The following is a 19,367-nucleotide window of genomic DNA, read 5'->3' on the forward strand; positions in this document are numbered from 1 at the left end:
ACTGAATCGCAGCCTTGCTATAAACGCACCAAGGCTTACTCATTACCTGCGTTAAGGTGCGATCGAATTCATCAGTGCAAATCGATGAGAAACCGCCATTCACTTTCGTCTCTCGAAGTGCACTCACCATCAATCCTCTAAACCGTTTAGAGAGCGCTTTTACTGGCAATAAGTATCCTTTGTTTCGACCTATCCATGACTGTGAGGACCTAATGACACCTGCAGGTATTAAACAGTGCAAATGCACATGGCGCGTTAGTTTCTGTCCCCATGTATGAAGAACGGCCGTCATTCCAAGTTGCCCATGCAGTTTACGCTGCCCCATCACATGAAGCGTCTTCCAACATGACTGAAATAGCAATCGGTAAATGACATCTGCGTAATCGTTTACCCAATCATTAAGTTCATGGGGTAACGTGAATACCAGATGAAAGTAAGATACTGGCAGTAACTGTTCCTTTTGTTTTTCACACCATGTGCGGCTGGCATTTGTCTGGCACTGAGGACAATGCCGATCCCGACAACTGTGATACCACAGCCATTGCGAGTGACATGCATCACATCGATACAACGCTGCCCCCATAGCTGAAGTACGGCAATCACAGATATGATTGAGAACTTGCCATTGTCTGGGTGTAGCGCGAAGGGTTCCTTGTTGTTTACAGTGCTCGATCACTTGCGCCAATCCTAACACGTTCATGAAACGCACCATGCAGGACCGAGTAAATCTTCCGAGACCTTTTGACAGGGCTCCATCATCGCTATCCATTGTAGATAGACTAGAGTCGTCGACAACTGCCGATGCCCCAATAGAAGCTGCAAACGGGTCAAAGGCATACCCGCCATCAGTTGATGGGTGGCAAAGGCATGACGCGGGCTATGGAAACGCACAGTTTTGCTTATACCTGCTCGTTTGGCTGCATCCTTAACCTCCAACCTTAAGTACTTGGGATCATAGGTACGATGCTTATCTAGACCATAAAACAACACATCTACTGGCCGATAGCGTTGCCAATAACATCGTAACTGCCGCTTAACACCCTCAGGAAATAGAACGTATCGATCTTTATTGCCTTTACCTTGGCGTACCTTTATGCGGTTATGTGGGCCATCTAAATCATCAATACGAAGTGCACAAATCTCTCCAATGCGCATCCCTGTCGCATACGATAATGCGATAGCCGATTGCTGCTTCAAATGCGTACAATGCTGAATAATCGAATGCACTTCATCTGGATAGAGTAAGTCTGGGATCTTTTGATCTTTCTTCTGATAAGGAAGCTGTAGGTAGTTCAACGGCCTACCGAGCACTTTATTGAATAAGAAATGAATAGCATGAACCGCTTGCCTGCAACTGGATCGCGACCAGGCACGTTCTCGTATCAGGTACAAAACATAGGCTTGCAGATCACGTTCCGTAAGCTCATCAGGTGAGCGATGAAAGTATCTAGCCAACTCCGTAAGCTGGTATAAATAAGCTCGGCAAGTACTTTTGGTGAAACCTTGGAGAGTCATCTTATCGATGACGTGTTGACGAAGTGGCGACATGGCTTAAACCTCCTAGTGATTAAAGGAGATTTAAGTGTGGACAAAAAACTAAGGGANCGCATATACTCACCTGTTTTTAAAGCACTTTTTGAAAATTCACTCAAGTCAATATACTTCAAAACGAGCACGCACGGTTCGTCAAATCACTCAGGCACGTTATTCTGGTCGCAAAGTTAATAATACATTGATCCTAATATAGTTTTTTTGAAATAACCAGTACAAACCGAGCGACCTAATAACATATTTAATCGACTATTCGTGCCAATCGATTGAAACACTAAAATAAACTGTATATTTATACAGAAACTCAACCCCTAAACAACAAACCCTAGAAGCGATTCGCGACCAGACATATGCCCCCCGACAATCTGCTGGTGCACACAAAGCAAATACAAACACTCATAAAAAACCCCGGCAAGCCGGGGACAAGATAGGTGAGTCCGAAGACTCAGATGCACATTTGCACAGGGCAAACTTCTAAAGCTCAGAACCTGAAACCTGAGCCTTAGAATGGGGTTAGAAGGTGTCGCCGGGGATACGTACCCACCCTTCCATTAATACTCGCGCACTGCGGCTCATCACCGCTTTGGTGGCCGTCCATTCGCCATCCACTTCAGCCGCCGCTGCACCAACACGCAGGGTGCCGGATGGATGACCAAAGACAACCGCATCACGTTCAACACCACCCGCTGCAAGGTTAACCAGAGTACCTGGAACCGCAGCCGCGGTCGCGATTGCAACAGAGGCTGTGCCCATCATGGCATGATGGAGCTTACCCATGGATAGGGCGCGCACACACACGTCAATATCATTGACGCTGATCGACTTACCACTGGATGCCTCATAGTCCGTTGCTGGTGCAACAAAGGCGATCTTGGGCGTGTGCTGACGCGCAACCGCTTCAGAGATATCCTGAATCAAGCCCATTTTCACCGCACCGTATGCACGCATAGTCTCAAAACGAGCCAAGGCTTCTGCATCGGAGTTGATGTCTTTTTGCAGCTCTGTGCCTGTATACCCTATATCCGCCGCATTGACGAAAATAGTTGGGATACCGGCATTAATCATGGTTGCTTTGAACGTGCCAACACCCGGAACCTCAAGATCATCCACTAGATTACCCGTTGGAAACATCGAACCTTCACCATCGGCGGGGTCCATGAACTCAATCACTACTTCAGCCGCAGGAAAGGTCACACCATCCAGCTCGAAGTCACCGGTCTCTTGAACTTCACCATTGGTAATGGGGACATGGGCGATGATGGTTTTTTGGATATTCTTTTGCCAAATTCGCACCACGCAAATTCCGTTTTCAGGTACACGCGCAGGATCAACCAACCCTTTGCTAATCGCAAAGGCACCGACGGCAGCGGTCAAATTGCCGCAATTGCCCGACCAATCAACAAAGGCCTTATTGATCGCGACCTGACCAAACAAATAGTCAACATCATGATCCGGCTGTTCGCTTTTGGCCAGTATCACCGTTTTAGAGGTGCTGGAGGTTGCGCCCCCCATACCATCAATTTGTTGGCCATACGGATCTGGGCTTCCAATTACACGTAACAAAATTTTGTTGCGTGCTTCACCCGGAACTTGTGCCACTTCTGGCAAATCAGTCAGGCTAAAAAACACCCCTTTCGAGGTGCCGCCACGCATATAGGTGGCGGGGATCTTAATTTGAGGGCGACTCGACATGGTCTCGCTCCTGCCTGTTAATTAGTGGGTCGACTCAAGAAAATCTTGAGCAAAACGTTGCAAGACACCACCCGCTTGGTAAACGCGCACTTCTGCAGCGGTGTCTAAACGGCATAGCATCGGCACTCGCAGGATTTCGCCATTTTTACGGTTGATGACCAATGTCATCTGTCCGCGTGGTGTCAGCTCGCCTTCTACGTCATAGGTTTCGGTACCGTCAATGTTAAGGGTCTGACGCGTCGTCCCCTCTTCAAACTGCAACGGCAGCACACCCATGCCAATTAAGTTGGTGCGGTGAATACGTTCAAAACCTTCAGCGGCAATGACTTCTACACCGGCTAAGCGCACGCCCTTCGCCGCCCAATCACGCGAAGAACCCTGACCATAGTCGGCTCCGGCTACAATGATCAGTGGCTGTTTACGCTCCATGTAGGTCTCAATCGCTTCCCACATACGCATCACGGTACCGTCCGGCTCGACTCGCGCAAGAGAGCCTTGCTTGACCTTACCATCCACAACGGCCATTTCATTGATCAGTTTCGGGTTCGCAAAGGTGGCACGCTGGGCCGTCAGGTGATCGCCGCGGTGCGTCGCGTAGGAGTTGAAATCTTCTTCAGGCACGCCCATTTTATGAAGATACTCACCCGCTGCGCTGTCCATCATGATGGCATTTGAGGGCGACAAGTGATCGGTGGTGATGTTGTCAGGTAAGACAGCTAAAGGACGCATACCCTTCATGCTACGCTCACCCGCCAATGCACCTTCCCAATAAGGAGGACGACGAATATACGTCGACATCGGACGCCAATCGTAGAGCGGGCTCTTAGCGGCTTCACCACGATCCAAATCAAACATAGGAATGTAGATTTGGCGGAACTGCTCAGGCTTCACACTCTTCGCGACAATGGCATCGATTTCTTCATCGCTTGGCCAAAGGTCCTTCAAGGTCACTGGGTTACCTGCTTGATCTGTCCCCAATACATCTTTTTCAATATCAAAACGTATGGTACCCGCAATGGCATAGGCCACGACTAAGGGGGGTGACGCAAGGAAAGCTTGCTTGGCATACGGATGGATACGACCGTCAAAGTTACGGTTACCGGACAAAACGGCTGTTGCATAGAGATCACGATCAATGATTTCTTGCTGAATGACGGGATCAAGGGCACCGGACATACCATTACAGGTAGTACACGCATACGCAACGATACCAAAGCCCAGTTTTTCCAGCTCAGTTAATAGACCCGCTTCTTCTAAATAGAGCTTGGCCACTTTGGAACCGGGGGCAAAGGATGACTTGACCCAAGGCTTACGCAGCAAGCCCAGCTCATTGGCTTTTTTCGCCAACAAACCCGCCGCTACAACGTTACGTGGGTTAGAGGTGTTGGTGCAACTGGTGATGGCCGCGATAATAACAGCACCATCAGGCATCAAACCTTCTTCTTTCACCCAAGGACCGGCAATACCTTTTGCGGCCAAATCAGCTGTAGAAACGCGCGCATGGGGATTAGACGGACCTGCCATGGTACGCACAACACTCGACAAATCAAATTTCAAAACACGCTCGTATTGAGCCGTGCTTAGGCTATCCGCCCACAGCCCTGTTACCTTCGCGTAGTTCTCAACCAACGCCACCTGCTCAGGTTCACGCCCGGTGAGCTTGAGATAATCGATAGTTTGTTCGTCAATGTAGAACATTGCTGCAGTGGCGCCATATTCTGGCGTCATGTTGGAAATAGTGGCACGATCACCAATGCTAAGGCTTGACGAACCTTCACCAAAGAACTCTAAGTAGGCACCGACAACACGCTCTTTGCGCAAAAACTCAGTCAGGGCCAGTACAATATCCGTTGCAGTGATGCCTGGCTGACGTTTGCCAACCAACTCCACCCCAACAATGTCAGGCAGGCGCATCATGGAGGGAAGACCCAGCATAACAGTTTCGGCTTCCAATCCACCGACACCTATCGCAATAACGCCCAGTGCATCGACATGTGGCGTGTGGGAATCCGTACCTACGCAGGTATCCGGAAACGCAACGCCATCACGCGCTTGAATAACGGGCGACATTTTTTCGAGGTTGATCTGATGCATGATGCCGTTACCCGCCGGGATAACATCAACATTTTCAAAGGCCGTTTTAGTCCATTCAATGAAGTGGAAACGGTCTTCGTTGCGACGGTCTTCAATCGCACGGTTTTTTTCAAACGCGTCAGGATCAAAGCCACCGCACTCAACAGATAAAGAGTGATCGACAATCAACTGGGTCGGTACGACTGGGTTTACCTTCGCAGGATCTCCCCCTTTTTCGGCGATTGCATCACGTAAACCGGCCAGGTCAACCAGTGCGGTTTGACCGAGGATATCGTGACAGACAACACGTGCAGGATACCAAGGAAAGTCGATTTCTTGCTTACGCTCAATCAACTGCGTGAGCGCGTCTGTCAGCAGCTCAGGTTCACAACGACGCACCAGCTGCTCAGCCAACACGCGAGAGGTATAAGGAAGTTTTTCGTAAGCACCCGCTTCAATCGCGTCAACAGCCGCACGGGTATCAAAATAATCTAACGTAGAGCCAGGAAGGGCTTTGCGGTATTCAGTATTCATCTGGGTAGACTCCGTTGAGTCGTTATAATGTCATTGACAGGCCTGATTAGGGTGCGGCGATACTCGGCCAGTTAGAGTAACTGGCCGAGCAAAGGCATTACGCACGCTGGTCGATAGGCAACCAATCAAGGTTATCAGGACCTGTGTAATCAGCGCTGGGGCGAATGATGCGGTTATTAGCACGCTGTTCCATCACATGAGCTGTCCAACCCGCGACACGCGAGCACACAAAAATCGGGGTAAACAGCTTGGTCGGAATCCCCATGAAGTGATAGGCCGACGCATGGAAAAAGTCCGCATTGCAGAAGAGCTTTTTCTCACGCCACATGACGGCTTCGACACGCTCAGATACGGCATAAAGATGGGTGTCGCCCACTTGAGCAGAGAGTTTTTTTGACCATTCTTTAATAATGGCGTTGCGCGGATCAGAGTCGCGGTAAATGGCGTGACCGAAGCCCATGATCTTATCTTTACGAGCCAACATACCCATGATGGCATCTTCAGCCTGATCAGGCGAAGTCCAATTCTCGATCATGTCCATCGCAGCTTCATTCGCACCACCGTGCAGAGGTCCACGTAAAGACCCGATCGCACCTGTCACACAGCTGTGAATATCCGACAGAGTCGATGCACAGACACGTGCCGTAAAGGTGGAAGCATTAAACTCATGCTCTGCGTACAGAATCAATGAAGCATGCATCACTTCGACATGCAAAGGCTCTGGCTTTTCTCCATGCAACGTCCACAAAAACTGCTCAGCAATCGAGTCAGCTTCAGTGTTAACATCAATACGTTTACCGTGATGTGTGAAGTTGTACCAGTAGTTAATCAAGCCCGGAAACACAGCCAACATGCGGTCAATTTTGTCATGCTGCTCTGAAAAATCCATTTCTGTTTCTAAATTACCCAGCATAGAACAGCCCGTGCGCATCACATCCATCGGATGTGCATCGGCAGGGATTTGCTCTAAAACGGTTTTTAATGCAGTCGGTAAATCACGCATAGACTTCAAACGTGCTTTATAACCGTCCAACTCAACTTGAGTGGGCAGCTTTCCGTAAAGCAATAGATAAGCCACTTCTTCAAATTGTGCATTGTCTGCTAGATCTTTAACATCGTAACCACGGTAGGTCAGGCCTGCACCCGTTTGACCCACAGTACAAAGTGCGGTTTGACCTGCGGATTGACCACGTAAACCTGCACCACTGAGTTGTTTTGCTTCTGCCATTTTGGTCTCCTTCTACACCGGAGAGCTTTGCCCCCCAGAAGCTTAATCTGAATTGAATTACTTGTTTTTACCTTCGGCAAACAGCGCATCTAGCTTTTGCTCGAAATCGTGGTAATTCAAGAAATCATAAAGATCCATGCGTGTTTGCATGGTGTCGACCACTGCTTTTTGGTCGCCATCGTTTAGAATATGTTCAAAGACATTCAGTGCCGCTTTGTTGGCAGCGCGGAATGCAGACAAGGGATACAGCACCATGCTGGCACCATTTTCGGCCAACTCTTTGGTGTTAAATAAAGGCGTTGCACCAAACTCAGTGATATTCGCCAATAAATGACGACCTTGAATACCTTCTGCAAAGGCTTTGTAATCTTCAAGCGTGTGCACCGCTTCTGCAAAAATACCATCAGCACCGGCTTCTAAGCAGGCTTGAGCACGCTCAACCGCGGCATTTAAACCGTCTTGTTGGAATGCATCAGTACGTGCAATGATAAAGAAGTCATCATCGGTACGGGCATCAACAGCGGCTTTAACACGGTCAACCATTTCCTCTAAAGACACAATTTCTTTGTTTGGACGGTGGCCACAACGTTTCTGAGCGACTTGGTCTTCGATATGAACCGCAGCGGCTTCTGCTTTAATCATTTCTTTAACCGCACGTGCAATATTAAATGCACCACCCCAGCCTGTATCGATATCAACCAACAAAGGGGTTTCGACAGCACTGGTAATACGACGAACATCTTCCAACACATCATTTAAAGAGGTCATACCCAAATCAGGTAAACCGTAAGATGCATTCGCTACTCCACCACCTGAAAGGTAAATTGCTTTATGGCCCACACGCGTTGCCATCATTGCGTGGTAAGCGTTGATGGTGCCAACAATTTGTAGCGGTTGGGTTTCTGCTAAGGCTTTGCGGAAACGAGCGCCCGCTGATAATCGATTAGCCATTTTTTTCCCCTTTCAAATGAGTCACAGTGTTCAGTTTATTTTCGATATTACGACGTGCCGCACTGATGTGACGACGCATCAACATTTCTGCTAATTCGGGATCTCGTGCATCAATTGCATCGATGATTTGACGGTGCTCTTTAAGCGCACGTTTTGGGCGTGAGCTAGAGACACTGAATTGGTAGCGGTACATCCGCACCAAGTGATATAGATCGGCACCTAAAAGCTCTAAAAGCTTTTCATTTTTGCTGCCTTGAACAATTCGGTAGTGGAAATCCAAGTCGCCTTCCTTTTGAAAGTAACTGCTCCACTCTTTCTCTTCTACCGAGCGCTCATGATGGTCTAGCAAGTCTTTTAATGCCTTAATTTCAGCGTCGGTCATGTTTTGCGCAGCTAAGCGGCAAGCCATGCCTTCTAAGGCTTCGCGTACATGGTAAATTTCAATTAGCTCATGCACCGACAACTTGACCACGCGGGCGCCGATATGTGGTTTTCGTTCGATAAGACGCAAGCCTTCAAGGCGTCGAATCGCTTCTCGAAGCGGCCCACGACTGATGCCATACATACGAGCCAGTTCTGGCTCACTGATTTTATAGCCTGGAGGTAACTCGCCTTTGACGATAGCCGTAACAATCTGTTGACAGACTCTATCGGCTAAAGTGCGTGTAGCGGGTTCGAGAGGCGTTACATTGTCTTTATTTATCATTGCGACCCTTCACATTGTCGACAATTTTTATGTAACGCTACATTACCGAGCAAAAAACGACCAGTCAACACCTGAAACAGGCTAAATTGTCTACACTAGACAAAAGTATGAAATGCGCATTAAGATTTACCCTTACAGGAAAAAATACTCAAGCACTTGAAATTAAAGCTATTTTAAAAAATCACTTAAAATAGCTTTTTAAGCTAACCTTAACCCCTTACCAAACTGTCTACAATCTAGCGAATAGCCAGATCTCTCGAGGCGATTAGAAAAGTTGATTGAGTGCTCGCCTTGTTGTCATCAAGACAAATAACGAAGCAACTCATCGTTCATGATTCTGGCAATTTGCCGAGGCTTCTGAAAAGGCAGGGAATGATCCGTACCTGCTACCATAATATAGTGCCAATTTGGCATTTGTTCGGCCAGTTGCAAGTGTAACTGATGCATCATCTGCACACTTTGGCTTCCGATGAAACTGGTTACATCCCCCTGTGCGGCCAACAACTTGGATCGATCCAGTTGCCGAATGGCCTGACTTACGGCATCAAGTGACCAAGAAAATCCCACGGGACGCCGAGCCAAACGACTGACAGCAAGATCATCCACTTGAGCGGTGGTTTTTCGATTAGGCGAAATGGTATTCAGAAACTGACGTATCCCCTGCTCCTGATCTTGAGAGCGCAGAAACTCGGCTGCTTGCGAATATCGATCACGAAGCCTAATCGTTTCATCAAGGCAAGTGCGATCTAACAAGGCGGATTCGAGCAGAAATTGCTTTTCTACTCGATCAGTAAAGCGCTCTTTTAACAGCATAGCGACTAAACCACCCAATGAATAACCACCTAAATCAAAGACCCTCCAATCTAAATGATCAACCAATTGAGCGATATCATTTACGAGTTCTATTAAGGTAAATGGATGCTCAATGCCATCGGGGTATTGGGTTTCTCCCGCACCACGCAAATCGGGCACAAGTATTTCATCCCATTGCTGAGTATACTGAATCAGCATTTCCCAAGTATCTTGACCCGCAACACCTGCTCCATGCAAAAGCACTAAGCGTCTCGAAGACGTGGCATTGGGATTACGATAAAGCCGATAAACAATGCGCTGATCGAGCACAAGCAGTTGCTGCTTTTCACTAGGGCAAATTTTTCTCATAACCTAACCCAAACTTAAATGAAGCGAACATTATACCTTTGTTAAGCAACAATCTCGCCTAAGCCTACCAAGCAGAGTAGAATTAGACTTTTGTCACAGGACTGCACGGTGATTGAGTACATTTCGCTTCCTTTCAAATTGACAGCAATCGAGATTTTTAACCAAATTCGCGAACTGGGCGATGCCGTTTTATTAGACAGCTGTCAACCTGAAAGCCAATTTGGACGCTATGACATTATTGCAGCGGCACCTGATCGTAAGCTAAGAGTGAACAATCAAGGCACTTGGATTCGAGGAGTCTCTTCATCTGACTGGAGCCTGACGCAAAAAGAGCCTTTTTCAATCTTAAATGAGTGGTTGGAGGAGCTAAAAGTACCCACTGATCTTCAAGCCCCCTTCAACACAGGCCTGATCGGTTCGTTCAGTTATGATCTTGGGCGCCATCTAGAAAAGCTCCCCTCGATTTCGGAAGCCGACATTCACTACCCGGATCTTGAGATTGGACGCTATCTTTGGGCAGTGGTGATTGATCACCATCAACAACACAGCCATTTGGTTTATCACTCAGACTGGATAAACAGCCAAGATGCTGAACGCTTAGTTGAGCGTTTGACCCAACCTGCGCACCACGCTGCAGAAAGGCCAAAATTCAAACTCAACAAGCCCTTTATCAGCAACCTCAGTGCAAAGCGCTACGCAGATGCTCTTGAGAAAGTGGATGAATACATCCACGCGGGTGACGTTTACCAAATCAATTTTGCACAGCGCTTCCAATCCTCTTTTGAAGGAGACCCATGGCAAGCCTGGACAGCACTAAGGCGTATTGCCCCTACTCCTTACGCCGCATATATCGAAAATGACCAAGGCGCTGTTCTATCTTTATCACCAGAGCGTTTTTTATGGTGCAATGCCCAAGGAGAGGTTGAAACGCGACCGATTAAAGGCACTCGCCCCCGCGACTCGGATCCCGATCTTGACTTAGCCTTACAAGAAGAACTTAGCAATTCTGAAAAAGACCGCGCAGAGAATCTAATGATCGTTGACCTTCTACGCAATGATCTCAGTAAAGTGTGTCAGCCAGGTTCGGTAAAAGTCCCAGAGCTTTTTTCTTTAGAGACCTATCCAAATGTACACCACCTCGTCAGCAGCATCACAGGAAGATTAGACAAGCCTTTCACTCCGCTCGATCTGTTAAAACACAGTTTTCCGGGGGGGTCCATTACGGGAGCGCCTAAGATCAGAGCGATGGAAATCATTGATGAACTTGAGCCACACCGCCGCTCAATTTACTGTGGATCGATTGCTTACATTAGCGCCTGTGGGTATATGAACAGCAGCATCACAATCCGAACGCTGCTGTGTGAGCAACAACAGATTTACTGTTGGGCAGGCGGCGGCATTGTCGCTGATTCTGATATCGCTTCGGAGTACCAAGAAACCTTTAACAAGGTTAACAATCTACTTCAAAATCTTGAAATGCACTTTTTGGATTTCTAAATTGACGAATTGCATGGCTTTCATTTGACAGATGCCAGTTTATTAACAATTCTTTAACTGAACCGTTTAATACTATTTATTAAATGCGGTTAAGCTAACCATAGTGGAGTAGTTGCATATAAGACGATAGACACATTCAACCTGACAAGTGCCAAGCATAAGGCATAGATAAATTATAACTCATAAACAGTACAGACTATGGGGCTTCCACTGATGCCGCTCTCATTTCAATCAAAGATTCTCAGTTCAATGCTTGCATTGTTGATTATCGCCTTAGTTTCCTTAGGGGTCCTTTCTTCACGCCTACTTCAGCAGGAGGTGAACAATGGCATTCAAGCCGAAATCAACAGCACGTTGAAAAACATACAAACCTTTGCCAATGGCTGGCTAAATGCTAAGTTCGATATCATCAACGCGCTAACGGCAGAGTTGCCCGGTAGCGATGATGAAGCAAAGGCTCCTCTAACGCTCTCCCGAATTGCGGGTAATTTTGATCTTGTTTATGCCGGCACAGATCAAGGCGGAATGTGGCAATCCCAACCACCGGCTTCACTGCCTTCTGATTACGATCCGAGAACACGGCCTTGGTACCAACAAGCCTTGCAAGCAAACCGTATGGTCGTCACTCCACCTTACGTAGATGCAGGCAGTGGCGAATTGATTATTTCGTTAGCAGCTCCCCTGCGTAACGGTGCTCGTGGGGTCATTGGCAGTGACATTAGTATCAAAAATGTCATTACTCAACTCCTAGCGATAGACTCTCGCTGGACATCAGAAGTTTGGATGCTAGACAAGGATATGAAAGTAATCGCACATCCGGATGCCTCTCAGGTGAGCAAACCCTTCTCACAACTGCTCTCTAACACTAATATTCCGGCTGTCTACACCATTAACGACATTCAATATAAAGGAGAAAAGTGGTTACTGTCTTCCATCAAGATAGAGTCGGCTGATTGGACTTTTTTACTCTTGGTAAAACGCAGTGATGCCTATGCCGCTATGAATACCTTAGCATGGCGTTTAGGCATACTCAGTATTCTTATTCTTGGCATTGCGGCACTATTACTCTACATGCTTGTTCAGTACTTAATGCGCCCACTGAAAAATCTCGCAAAAGCGCTTGATGATATTTCTGAAGGTGAAGGTGATTTAACTCGTAAACTCAGCGCTGACACAGATGATGAATTTGGTCGCATGAGCAATGCCTTCAACAAGTTTACAAACAACCTGCGTCAAACTATTCAAGAGATTATTCACCTGGCAAATCGTATTAAAGACGATGCTGGCAATACTGCCGCTCAAGTGAAGCTCAACTTAGATCAAATTGCAGATCAGCATCAAGAGTTAACGCAACTCGCAACCGCGGCCCAAGAAATGTCATGCGCGACAGCCGAGATCGCTGGAAATGCCGAAAAAACCGCTCATGCAGCTCGCAATGCAGCCGATTCAACTCAGTTAGGCTTGTCTGTTGTGAATGAAAACCGAGTCAAAACAACTGAGCTAGCCGAACAAATCTCTCTTAGCACCAGTGCGATTAATGATGTCAATGGACATGTTCAAAACATTTCCAGCATTTTGGTTAACATTCAGGGAATAGCTGAACAAACCAACTTATTAGCACTGAATGCGGCCATTGAAGCGGCTCGCGCTGGAGATCAAGGCCGCGGTTTTGCTGTAGTCGCGGATGAAGTCCGAACGCTATCGCAACGCACTCATCAAGCGACTGAAGAAATTCAAAAGATGATCAGCGAACTGCAGCATTCGACATCTCGCTCTGTGACAATGATGACAAGCAGCTTAGATCAAGCTTACGAAAACGCAGACCGCGCTGCTCAAGCGGCAAGCCGTCTTCAGTTAATTGATAAAGCAAGCTGCGACATCAGTGACATGGCCGTACAAATTGCGAGTGCTGTTGAAGAACAAAACGCAGTAACCACTGAAATTAGCGGCAACACTGAGCGTATTAAGCTATTGGCTGACAATTTAGCCGATCAAGCTGATATTTCAAGAGGACGTTCAAGAGAGTTGAGTGATATGGCGAATACGCTAAAATCTCTCACAGATCGCTTTAAAGTTTAATCTATCACACCTCTACCCAAGCCCGCTTGGGTAGAGGCTATCTAGCCTTATAAGGTTAAATCCCTCACACTGGCCTTGATAAATTCTTTCTTTAAATCTTCGTAGGTGTGCACAGCCGGAAATTGAGGAAACTCTCGGATGACATTTTCCGGTGCATGAAACAAAATACCGGACTCCGCCTGTGTCAGCATCGTGGTGTCGTTGTAAGAGTCACCCGTCGCAATGACGCGATAATTCAACAATTGAAAGGCTCGTACTGACTGACGCTTTGGATCTCTCTGACGCAAGGTATACCCTGTAATACGCCCCTGATCATCAGCCTCTAACTTGTGGCAGAGCAAGGTCGGAAAACCCAACTGACGCATTAATGGCTGAGAAAACTCATAGAAGGTATCTGACAAAATAACGACTTGAAAGCGCTCTCTTAACCAGTCAACGAACTCAACTGCACCTTCCAGAGGAGATAAACGACTGATGGTTTCTTGAATTTGCGGTAAGGTAAGTCCGTGCTCATCCAAAATACGCAAGCGCTGCTTCATCAAGACGTCGTAATCGGGAATATCTCGGGTCGTGGCTTTTAACGCATCAATTCCTGTCTCTTCTGCGAACGCAATCCAAATCTCAGGAACCAACACCCCTTCTAGGTCAAGACAGGCTAACTCCACAAACACCTCCACTATTGATTTAAAAACGCTAATCTACTGGGTGACACAGTGATATTCAACAAAATCCTTAGGGTTTTGTCTTAGTGCATCGGCAACTCAATATCAGCAAACAACTCATCCACTTCGTATCGATTACCACAGGCTTGAACTTTATCCACCATTTCAGGCGTTAAGTGTGGGGCAAACAACCGAATAAAATCATACATATAACTGCGCAAAAAGCTGCCTTTACGAAAGCCGATTCGAGTTGTACTCGCTTCAAATAAATGCGAAGCATCCAAAGCAACCAAATCGCTATCTTGCAGAGGATCAACCGCCATTGACGCAATAATTCCCACACCCAACCCTAGACGCACATAGGTTTTGATGACATCCGAATCCACTGCCGTAAACACAACCTTAGGCTCCAGACCACGCTTAATAAAGGCATCATCCAGCTTAGACCGCCCTGTAAAGCCAAATACATAGGTCACGATTGGAAATTCGGCCAAGCGCTCCAAGGTCAACTCTTTCACTTGGGCTAACGGGTGATCCTTCGGAACAACAACGGAACGATTCCAGTGATAACAGGGCATCATAATTAAATCAGGAAAGTGTGCGAGCGCTTCGGTTGCAATGGCGAAATCAACCTCACCGTCTGCTGCCATCTCAGATATTTGCATAGGCGTTCCCTGATGCATATGCAGTGCAACGTCAGGGTACATTTTAATGAATTCATTGATGGTGGGCGGTAAAGCATAACGCGCTTGTGTGTGAGTAGTTGCGATGCTCAAGCTTCCTTTGCGCTCATCACTAAACTCTTGGGCAACTTGCTTGATGCTTTCAACTTTTTGCAGAATCTCGCCCGCAATCTGGAGAATTGCAGCACCTGCAGGGGTAACACGCGTTAAGTGCTTTCCACTTCGGGCAAAAACTTCAACGCCTAGCTCATCCTCTAGCAACCTAACCTGCTTGCTAATACCAGGCTGCGACGTGTAAAGGCTTTGTGCGGTGGCCGAAACATTCAAATCATGCTTGGCCACTTCCCATATATAGCGTAATTGCTGAAGCTTCATGTTATTAGTACCTGATTATAAAAAATTAACCATTTATAACGGACAAGAATAACAGAAGTTTAGAAACTCGCCAATTTTCTGATCAAATAATCATCAAACTCGTGAGCTTAAACGACGGATTTCCTCGTCATTGCTAATGATCCTTTTCTCTAACGAGTTGACCTTGGCTTCAGCACGAATAATGATATTTTCTTTCTCTACTAATTGAGAACGCAGCATATTTTCACGCTTTGTATTTTCATTGGAAGCCGTAATGTGTTTCTGGTTAAGGCGCCGAATATCTTCCTGAAGCTCTTTGACCTTCGCTTCAAGTCGCTTCGTTTTATTCACCTCGGTTAAGAGCTGAGCATTAACACGCGACAGATCGCGCTGCAGCACACCGCTGTCCTGCTTATACTTCAGCAACTCAGCCTCTTGGCTCTTAACTTGCGACTTAAGCGTATCTGTTTTTACGTCTTTACGAGCAATACGTGCCTGTAAATCATGAATTTCACGGACCAACTCAGACTCTTTTTTACTCGCTTCTTCACGGACTTTTTCAAGGGTATTACGATAGTAGCGAGTATCTACCTCTTCCTTAGCAATCGCCTCCATCATATGACGCTGCTCGTCCTTGATACGTTGGTCAAAGACTCGCTTAGCATCATCATAGGCTTTTCGTAATTGCGCTAACTCATGCTCTATCGTAACGCGCGACTGCTCTTCTTTCTTACGAGAGTTGGTTTCAATCGCTAAATTATTTTTGAGAACCGCAATTTCGGCTTCTAGGGCTTTAAATTGCTCACGTGATTCCTCAAGCTTAAGGGACTGCTCACGATAGCGGCTTTCGAGGTCCAAATAGAGATGCTGTGACTTCTGCAAGGCGTCGTCATTAACACGACGATCTTCTTCAAGACCTACATCCACCATTTGCCGTGTGAAATTCACTTTTGAATTCGCTTCTTGCAGCGCATGCAACCAAATTCGAGTAAAGGCCTGTGCAAGTGTATCAGGCATCCCTGGCACACTAATCGCCCGATCGGTTCGATCCGTCATTACAATTCTTTGCGGCAACTCATACCACCACTGTGAAAGGTAACGAGAGACCTCTTCAGGCTCGATCTCAAGCGTTTCGGCTATCGCTTCTGATCTCGGGTAGCTCGCCGATAAAAGCAAGTCATCTGCAACTTCGTAGACTCGTGATTTGAGCTGTTCTTTATCCATGTAGCACACTAAACCTAATTAACATAAAAAATGCGAGTAACATCATAACCCGAACAATGAGACCAAGACATAGGCTCTATCATCCTTTATACGAGTACATCAACGGCTATTGAAACATATCTTTTCTAGTAATGCGATTTATAGATTAAAGGCCTATAGTAAGTAATGTTGGTACAAAGTCTAAGCTCAGGATTGTCGACAATACTTAACTTTAGCCCCTCCATAGGCTAGAATTCCACCGCCAATCCACATTCGATAACATATTATTCGAACCGGCATCGGCAGTATTAATGTCCGATGTACGATTGTGACAACAGATGAGGGCTAAATCGTGCTTGAAGCTTACCGTAAACATGTCGAAGAACGTGCCTTAGAAGGCATTCCACCAAAGCCACTGGATCCAGAGCAAACAGCAGCACTGGTTGATCTGGTTAAGAATCCACCAGCAGGCGAAGAAGAGTTTCTCCTAGATCTGTTGACCAACCGTGTTCCAGCCGGTGTTGACCAAGCAGCATACGTAAAAGCAGGCTTTTTAGATGCCGTTGCTAAAGGTGAAGTCACCACTCCTCTTGTTTCTCCTGTTAAAGCGGTTGAATTGCTAGGCACCATGCTTGGTGGCTACAATATTCAGCCTTTGATCACTGCATTAGATACTGAAGCCTTGGCACCAACTGCCGTTAAAGCCTTATCTCATACATTATTGATGTTTGATGCATTCCACGATGTTCAAGACAAAGCCGAAGCGGGCAATCCCTATGCTAAGCAAGTCATGGAGTCTTGGGCGGCAGGCGAGTGGTTTACTTCAAAGCCAGAAGTTGCTGAAAAAATAACCGTTACTGTCTTTAAAGTACCTGGCGAAACCAACACAGATGACTTGTCACCTGCTCCAGATGCTTGGTCACGCCCAGACATTCCTCTTCACGCAAACGCCATGCTTAAAATGGAACGTGAAGGCATCGAGCCAGTTAACCCAGGCACAACGGGTCCGTTAACACAAATCGAAGCAGTTAAAGCAAAAGGCTTCCCTGTTGCTTACGTTGGAGATGTTGTCGGAACAGGCTCTTCTCGTAAATCAGCGACCAACTCCGTGTTATGGTTCTTTGGTGATGATATCCCCAATATTCCTAACAAGCGTGCTGGCGGTTTCTGCTTCGGTGGCAAAATTGCACCTATTTTCTATAACACTATGGAAGATGCAGGCGCCTTGCCAATCGAAATGGATGTCAACCAAATGAATATGGGAGATGTCATTGATGTCTATCCATATGAAGGCGTTGCGAAAAACCACGAAACAGGTGCAGAGCTGTGCAGATTTGAATTAAAAACTCAAATGCTGCTGGATGAAGTTCGTGCAGGTGGACGTATTCCCCTGATCATCGGTCGCGGTCTGACTCAAAAAGCGCGTGAAGCACTTGGCCTAGGCCCGATTGATATTTTCCGCACACCTGACCAACCTAACGATACAGGCAAGGGTTACACCCTAGCTCAGAAAATGGTTGGTAAAGCCTGTGGTGTAACGGGTGTTCGTCCTGGTACGTCTTGCGAACCAAGAATGACCACTGTTGGCTCACAAGATACCACAGGACCTATGACTCGTGACGAGTTGAAGGATCTTGCATGCTTGGGCTTCTCTGCTGATCTTGTTATGCAGTCATTCTGCCATACGGCTGCTTATCCAAAACCAGTTGACGTTAGCACTCACCACACGTTACCTGATTTCATCATGAACCGTGGCGGTGTTTCTTTACGTCCTGGAGATGGTGTCATTCACTCTTGGCTAAACCGCATGCTATTGCCTGATACCGTGGGTACAGGTGGTGACTCACATACCCGTTTCCCACTGGGCATTTCGTTCCCTGCGGGTTCTGGATTGGTTGCATTTGCGGCCGCTACAGGAGTTATGCCATTGGATATGCCAGAATCCGTTCTGGTTCGTTTCAAAGGCAAGCGTAACCCTGGCATCACTTTACGCGATCTGGTTCATGCAATTCCTTACTATGCAATCAAAGAAGGTCACTTAACCGTTGCTAAAGCGGGCAAGAAAAACGTCTTCTCTGGTCGCGTTTTGGAAATTGAAGGCCTAGAAGATCTAACCGTTGAGCAAGCATTTGAACTGTCTGATGCATCTGCTGAGCGTTCTGCTGCAGGCTGTTCTATCACACTTTCCGAGAGCTCAGTTGCAGAATACCTAAGATCAAACATCGTGATGTTGAAGTGGATGCTGGCTGAAGGCTATGGCGACCCACGTACGATTGAGCGCCGCATCAAGGGTATGGAAGAGTGGCTGGCTAACCCAAGCCTAATGCGCGCTGATGCTGATGCCGAGTACCACACCGTTATCGAAATCGACATGTCTGAAATCAATGAGCCTATTCTTTGTGCTCCAAACGATCCAGACGATGCTCGCTTACTGTCAGATGTTGCTGGCGACAAAATTGATGAAGTGTTCATCGGTTCTTGCATGACCAACATTGGTCACTTCCGTGCAGCGGGTAAATTGCTAGAAGCGTCAGGCAAATCGATCCCAACACGTATGTGGATCGCTCCACCGACAAAAATGGATGCCGCACAGCTTTCTGATGAAGGTTTTTACAACGTCTTCGGTAAAGCGGGCGCGCGCATGGAAATGCCAGGCTGTTCATTGTGCATGGGTAACCAAGCACGCGTTGCGGACAAAGCCACCGTTGTTTCAACCTCAACTCGTAACTTCCCTAACCGTTTAGGAACAGGTGCGAATGTGTACTTGGCCTCTGCTGAGTTAGCCGCTGTCGCTGCACTCGAAGGCAAGTTGCCAAGCGTTGAAGAATACATGGCCTACGCGAGCAAACTCGATAGCATGTCATCTGAAGTCTACCGTTACTTGAACTTCGATCAAATGGACAAGTACGTAGAAAAAGCAGCAACTGTTATTCCAACCACCAGCCTTTAATACGTTAAACGGCTGACAAAAAAGCCCTGAACCAATCAGGGCT

The 19,367-nt window shown here is 47.0% G+C and carries 14 protein-coding genes; 3 read left to right on the top strand and 11 right to left on the bottom strand.

Going from position 1 to position 19,367, the window contains the following annotated elements:
- From DN062_RS14885 to DN062_RS14920, 8 genes are all read right to left on the bottom strand, one after another.
- On the bottom strand, positions 1–700 hold a 700-nt coding region (locus DN062_RS14885), incomplete at its 3' end, for an IS91 family transposase (protein WP_112160098.1).
- Positions 697–1,548, bottom strand: a complete 852-nt coding sequence (locus tag DN062_RS14890; RefSeq protein ID WP_112160099.1) for a tyrosine-type recombinase/integrase — start codon at positions 1,546–1,548, stop codon at positions 697–699. The genes DN062_RS14890 and DN062_RS14885, both read right to left, overlap by 4 nt.
- 516 nt (positions 1,549–2,064) lie before the next feature.
- Complete coding sequence (gene prpF, locus DN062_RS14895) at positions 2,065–3,243, bottom strand: 2-methylaconitate cis-trans isomerase PrpF (protein WP_112160100.1); 1,179 nt, start codon at positions 3,241–3,243, stop codon at positions 2,065–2,067.
- 21 nt (positions 3,244–3,264) lie between these two features.
- Positions 3,265–5,850, bottom strand: a complete 2,586-nt coding sequence (acnD, locus tag DN062_RS14900; RefSeq protein ID WP_112160101.1) for a Fe/S-dependent 2-methylisocitrate dehydratase AcnD — start codon at positions 5,848–5,850, stop codon at positions 3,265–3,267.
- A 97-nt stretch (positions 5,851–5,947) separates the two neighbouring features.
- Entirely contained in the window at positions 5,948–7,078 is a 1,131-nt protein-coding gene (gene prpC, locus DN062_RS14905; RefSeq protein ID WP_112160102.1) for a bifunctional 2-methylcitrate synthase/citrate synthase, read from the bottom strand.
- A gap of 57 nt (positions 7,079–7,135) precedes the next feature.
- Complete coding sequence (prpB, locus tag DN062_RS14910) at positions 7,136–8,029, bottom strand: methylisocitrate lyase (protein WP_112160103.1); 894 nt, start codon at positions 8,027–8,029, stop codon at positions 7,136–7,138.
- The gene (locus DN062_RS14915; protein ID WP_112160104.1) at positions 8,022–8,735 is read right to left on the bottom strand and encodes a GntR family transcriptional regulator; all 714 of its coding nucleotides are present in this window, start codon (positions 8,733–8,735) and stop codon (positions 8,022–8,024) included. Before DN062_RS14915 ends, prpB begins: the two co-directional genes overlap by 8 nt.
- Positions 8,736–9,035: 300 nt before the next feature.
- Complete coding sequence (locus tag DN062_RS14920) at positions 9,036–9,896, bottom strand: alpha/beta fold hydrolase (protein WP_112160105.1); 861 nt, start codon at positions 9,894–9,896, stop codon at positions 9,036–9,038.
- Positions 9,897–10,004: 108 nt separating this feature from the next.
- On the opposite strand from DN062_RS14920, the gene pabB reads away from it, so the two are divergent.
- Both pabB and DN062_RS14930 read left to right on the top strand, forming a co-directional pair.
- Positions 10,005–11,393, top strand: a complete 1,389-nt coding sequence (gene pabB / locus DN062_RS14925) for an aminodeoxychorismate synthase component I (RefSeq protein ID WP_112160106.1) — start codon at positions 10,005–10,007, stop codon at positions 11,391–11,393.
- Between the two features lie 249 nt (positions 11,394–11,642).
- Positions 11,643–13,472, top strand: a complete 1,830-nt coding sequence (locus tag DN062_RS14930) for a methyl-accepting chemotaxis protein (protein WP_162301310.1) — start codon at positions 11,643–11,645, stop codon at positions 13,470–13,472.
- A 47-nt stretch (positions 13,473–13,519) separates the two neighbouring features.
- Here DN062_RS14930 and thrH read toward each other — a convergent pair whose 3' ends face one another.
- From thrH to DN062_RS14945, 3 genes are all read right to left on the bottom strand, one after another.
- Positions 13,520–14,137: a bifunctional phosphoserine phosphatase/homoserine phosphotransferase ThrH gene (gene thrH, locus DN062_RS14935; RefSeq protein WP_112160108.1), complete on the bottom strand. Its 618-nt coding sequence runs from the start codon at positions 14,135–14,137 to the stop codon at positions 13,520–13,522.
- Between the two features lie 80 nt (positions 14,138–14,217).
- Positions 14,218–15,192: an HTH-type transcriptional regulator CysB gene (cysB, locus tag DN062_RS14940; protein WP_112160109.1), complete on the bottom strand. Its 975-nt coding sequence runs from the start codon at positions 15,190–15,192 to the stop codon at positions 14,218–14,220.
- 93 nt (positions 15,193–15,285) lie between these two features.
- Complete coding sequence (locus tag DN062_RS14945; RefSeq protein WP_112160110.1) at positions 15,286–16,395, bottom strand: DNA-binding protein; 1,110 nt, start codon at positions 16,393–16,395, stop codon at positions 15,286–15,288.
- A 331-nt stretch (positions 16,396–16,726) separates the two neighbouring features.
- On the opposite strand from DN062_RS14945, the gene acnB reads away from it, so the two are divergent.
- Positions 16,727–19,324, top strand: a complete 2,598-nt coding sequence (gene acnB / locus DN062_RS14950) for a bifunctional aconitate hydratase 2/2-methylisocitrate dehydratase (protein WP_112160111.1) — start codon at positions 16,727–16,729, stop codon at positions 19,322–19,324.
- Positions 19,325–19,367: the final 43 nt, after the last annotated feature.

Source organism: Nitrincola tibetensis, assembly GCF_003284585.1.
Lineage (GTDB): Bacteria > Pseudomonadota > Gammaproteobacteria > Pseudomonadales > Balneatricaceae > Nitrincola > Nitrincola tibetensis.

Excerpts from the sequence above, each read along its gene's own strand:
- DN062_RS14890 (WP_112160099.1), bottom strand. The coding sequence starts at position 1,548 with ATGTCGCCACTTCGTCAACACGTCATCGATAAGATGACTCTCCAAGGT.
- prpF (WP_112160100.1), bottom strand. The coding sequence starts at position 3,243 with ATGTCGAGTCGCCCTCAAATTAAGATCCCCGCCACCTATATGCGTGGC.
- acnD (WP_112160101.1), bottom strand. The coding sequence starts at position 5,850 with ATGAATACTGAATACCGCAAAGCCCTTCCTGGCTCTACGTTAGATTAT.
- prpC (WP_112160102.1), bottom strand. The coding sequence starts at position 7,078 with ATGGCAGAAGCAAAACAACTCAGTGGTGCAGGTTTACGTGGTCAATCC.
- prpB (WP_112160103.1), bottom strand. The coding sequence starts at position 8,029 with ATGGCTAATCGATTATCAGCGGGCGCTCGTTTCCGCAAAGCCTTAGCA.
- DN062_RS14915 (WP_112160104.1), bottom strand. The coding sequence starts at position 8,735 with ATGATAAATAAAGACAATGTAACGCCTCTCGAACCCGCTACACGCACT.
- DN062_RS14920 (WP_112160105.1), bottom strand. The coding sequence starts at position 9,896 with ATGAGAAAAATTTGCCCTAGTGAAAAGCAGCAACTGCTTGTGCTCGAT.
- DN062_RS14930 (WP_162301310.1), top strand. The coding sequence starts at position 11,643 with ATGCTTGCATTGTTGATTATCGCCTTAGTTTCCTTAGGGGTCCTTTCT.
- cysB (WP_112160109.1), bottom strand. The coding sequence starts at position 15,192 with ATGAAGCTTCAGCAATTACGCTATATATGGGAAGTGGCCAAGCATGAT.
- DN062_RS14945 (WP_112160110.1), bottom strand. The coding sequence starts at position 16,395 with ATGGATAAAGAACAGCTCAAATCACGAGTCTACGAAGTTGCAGATGAC.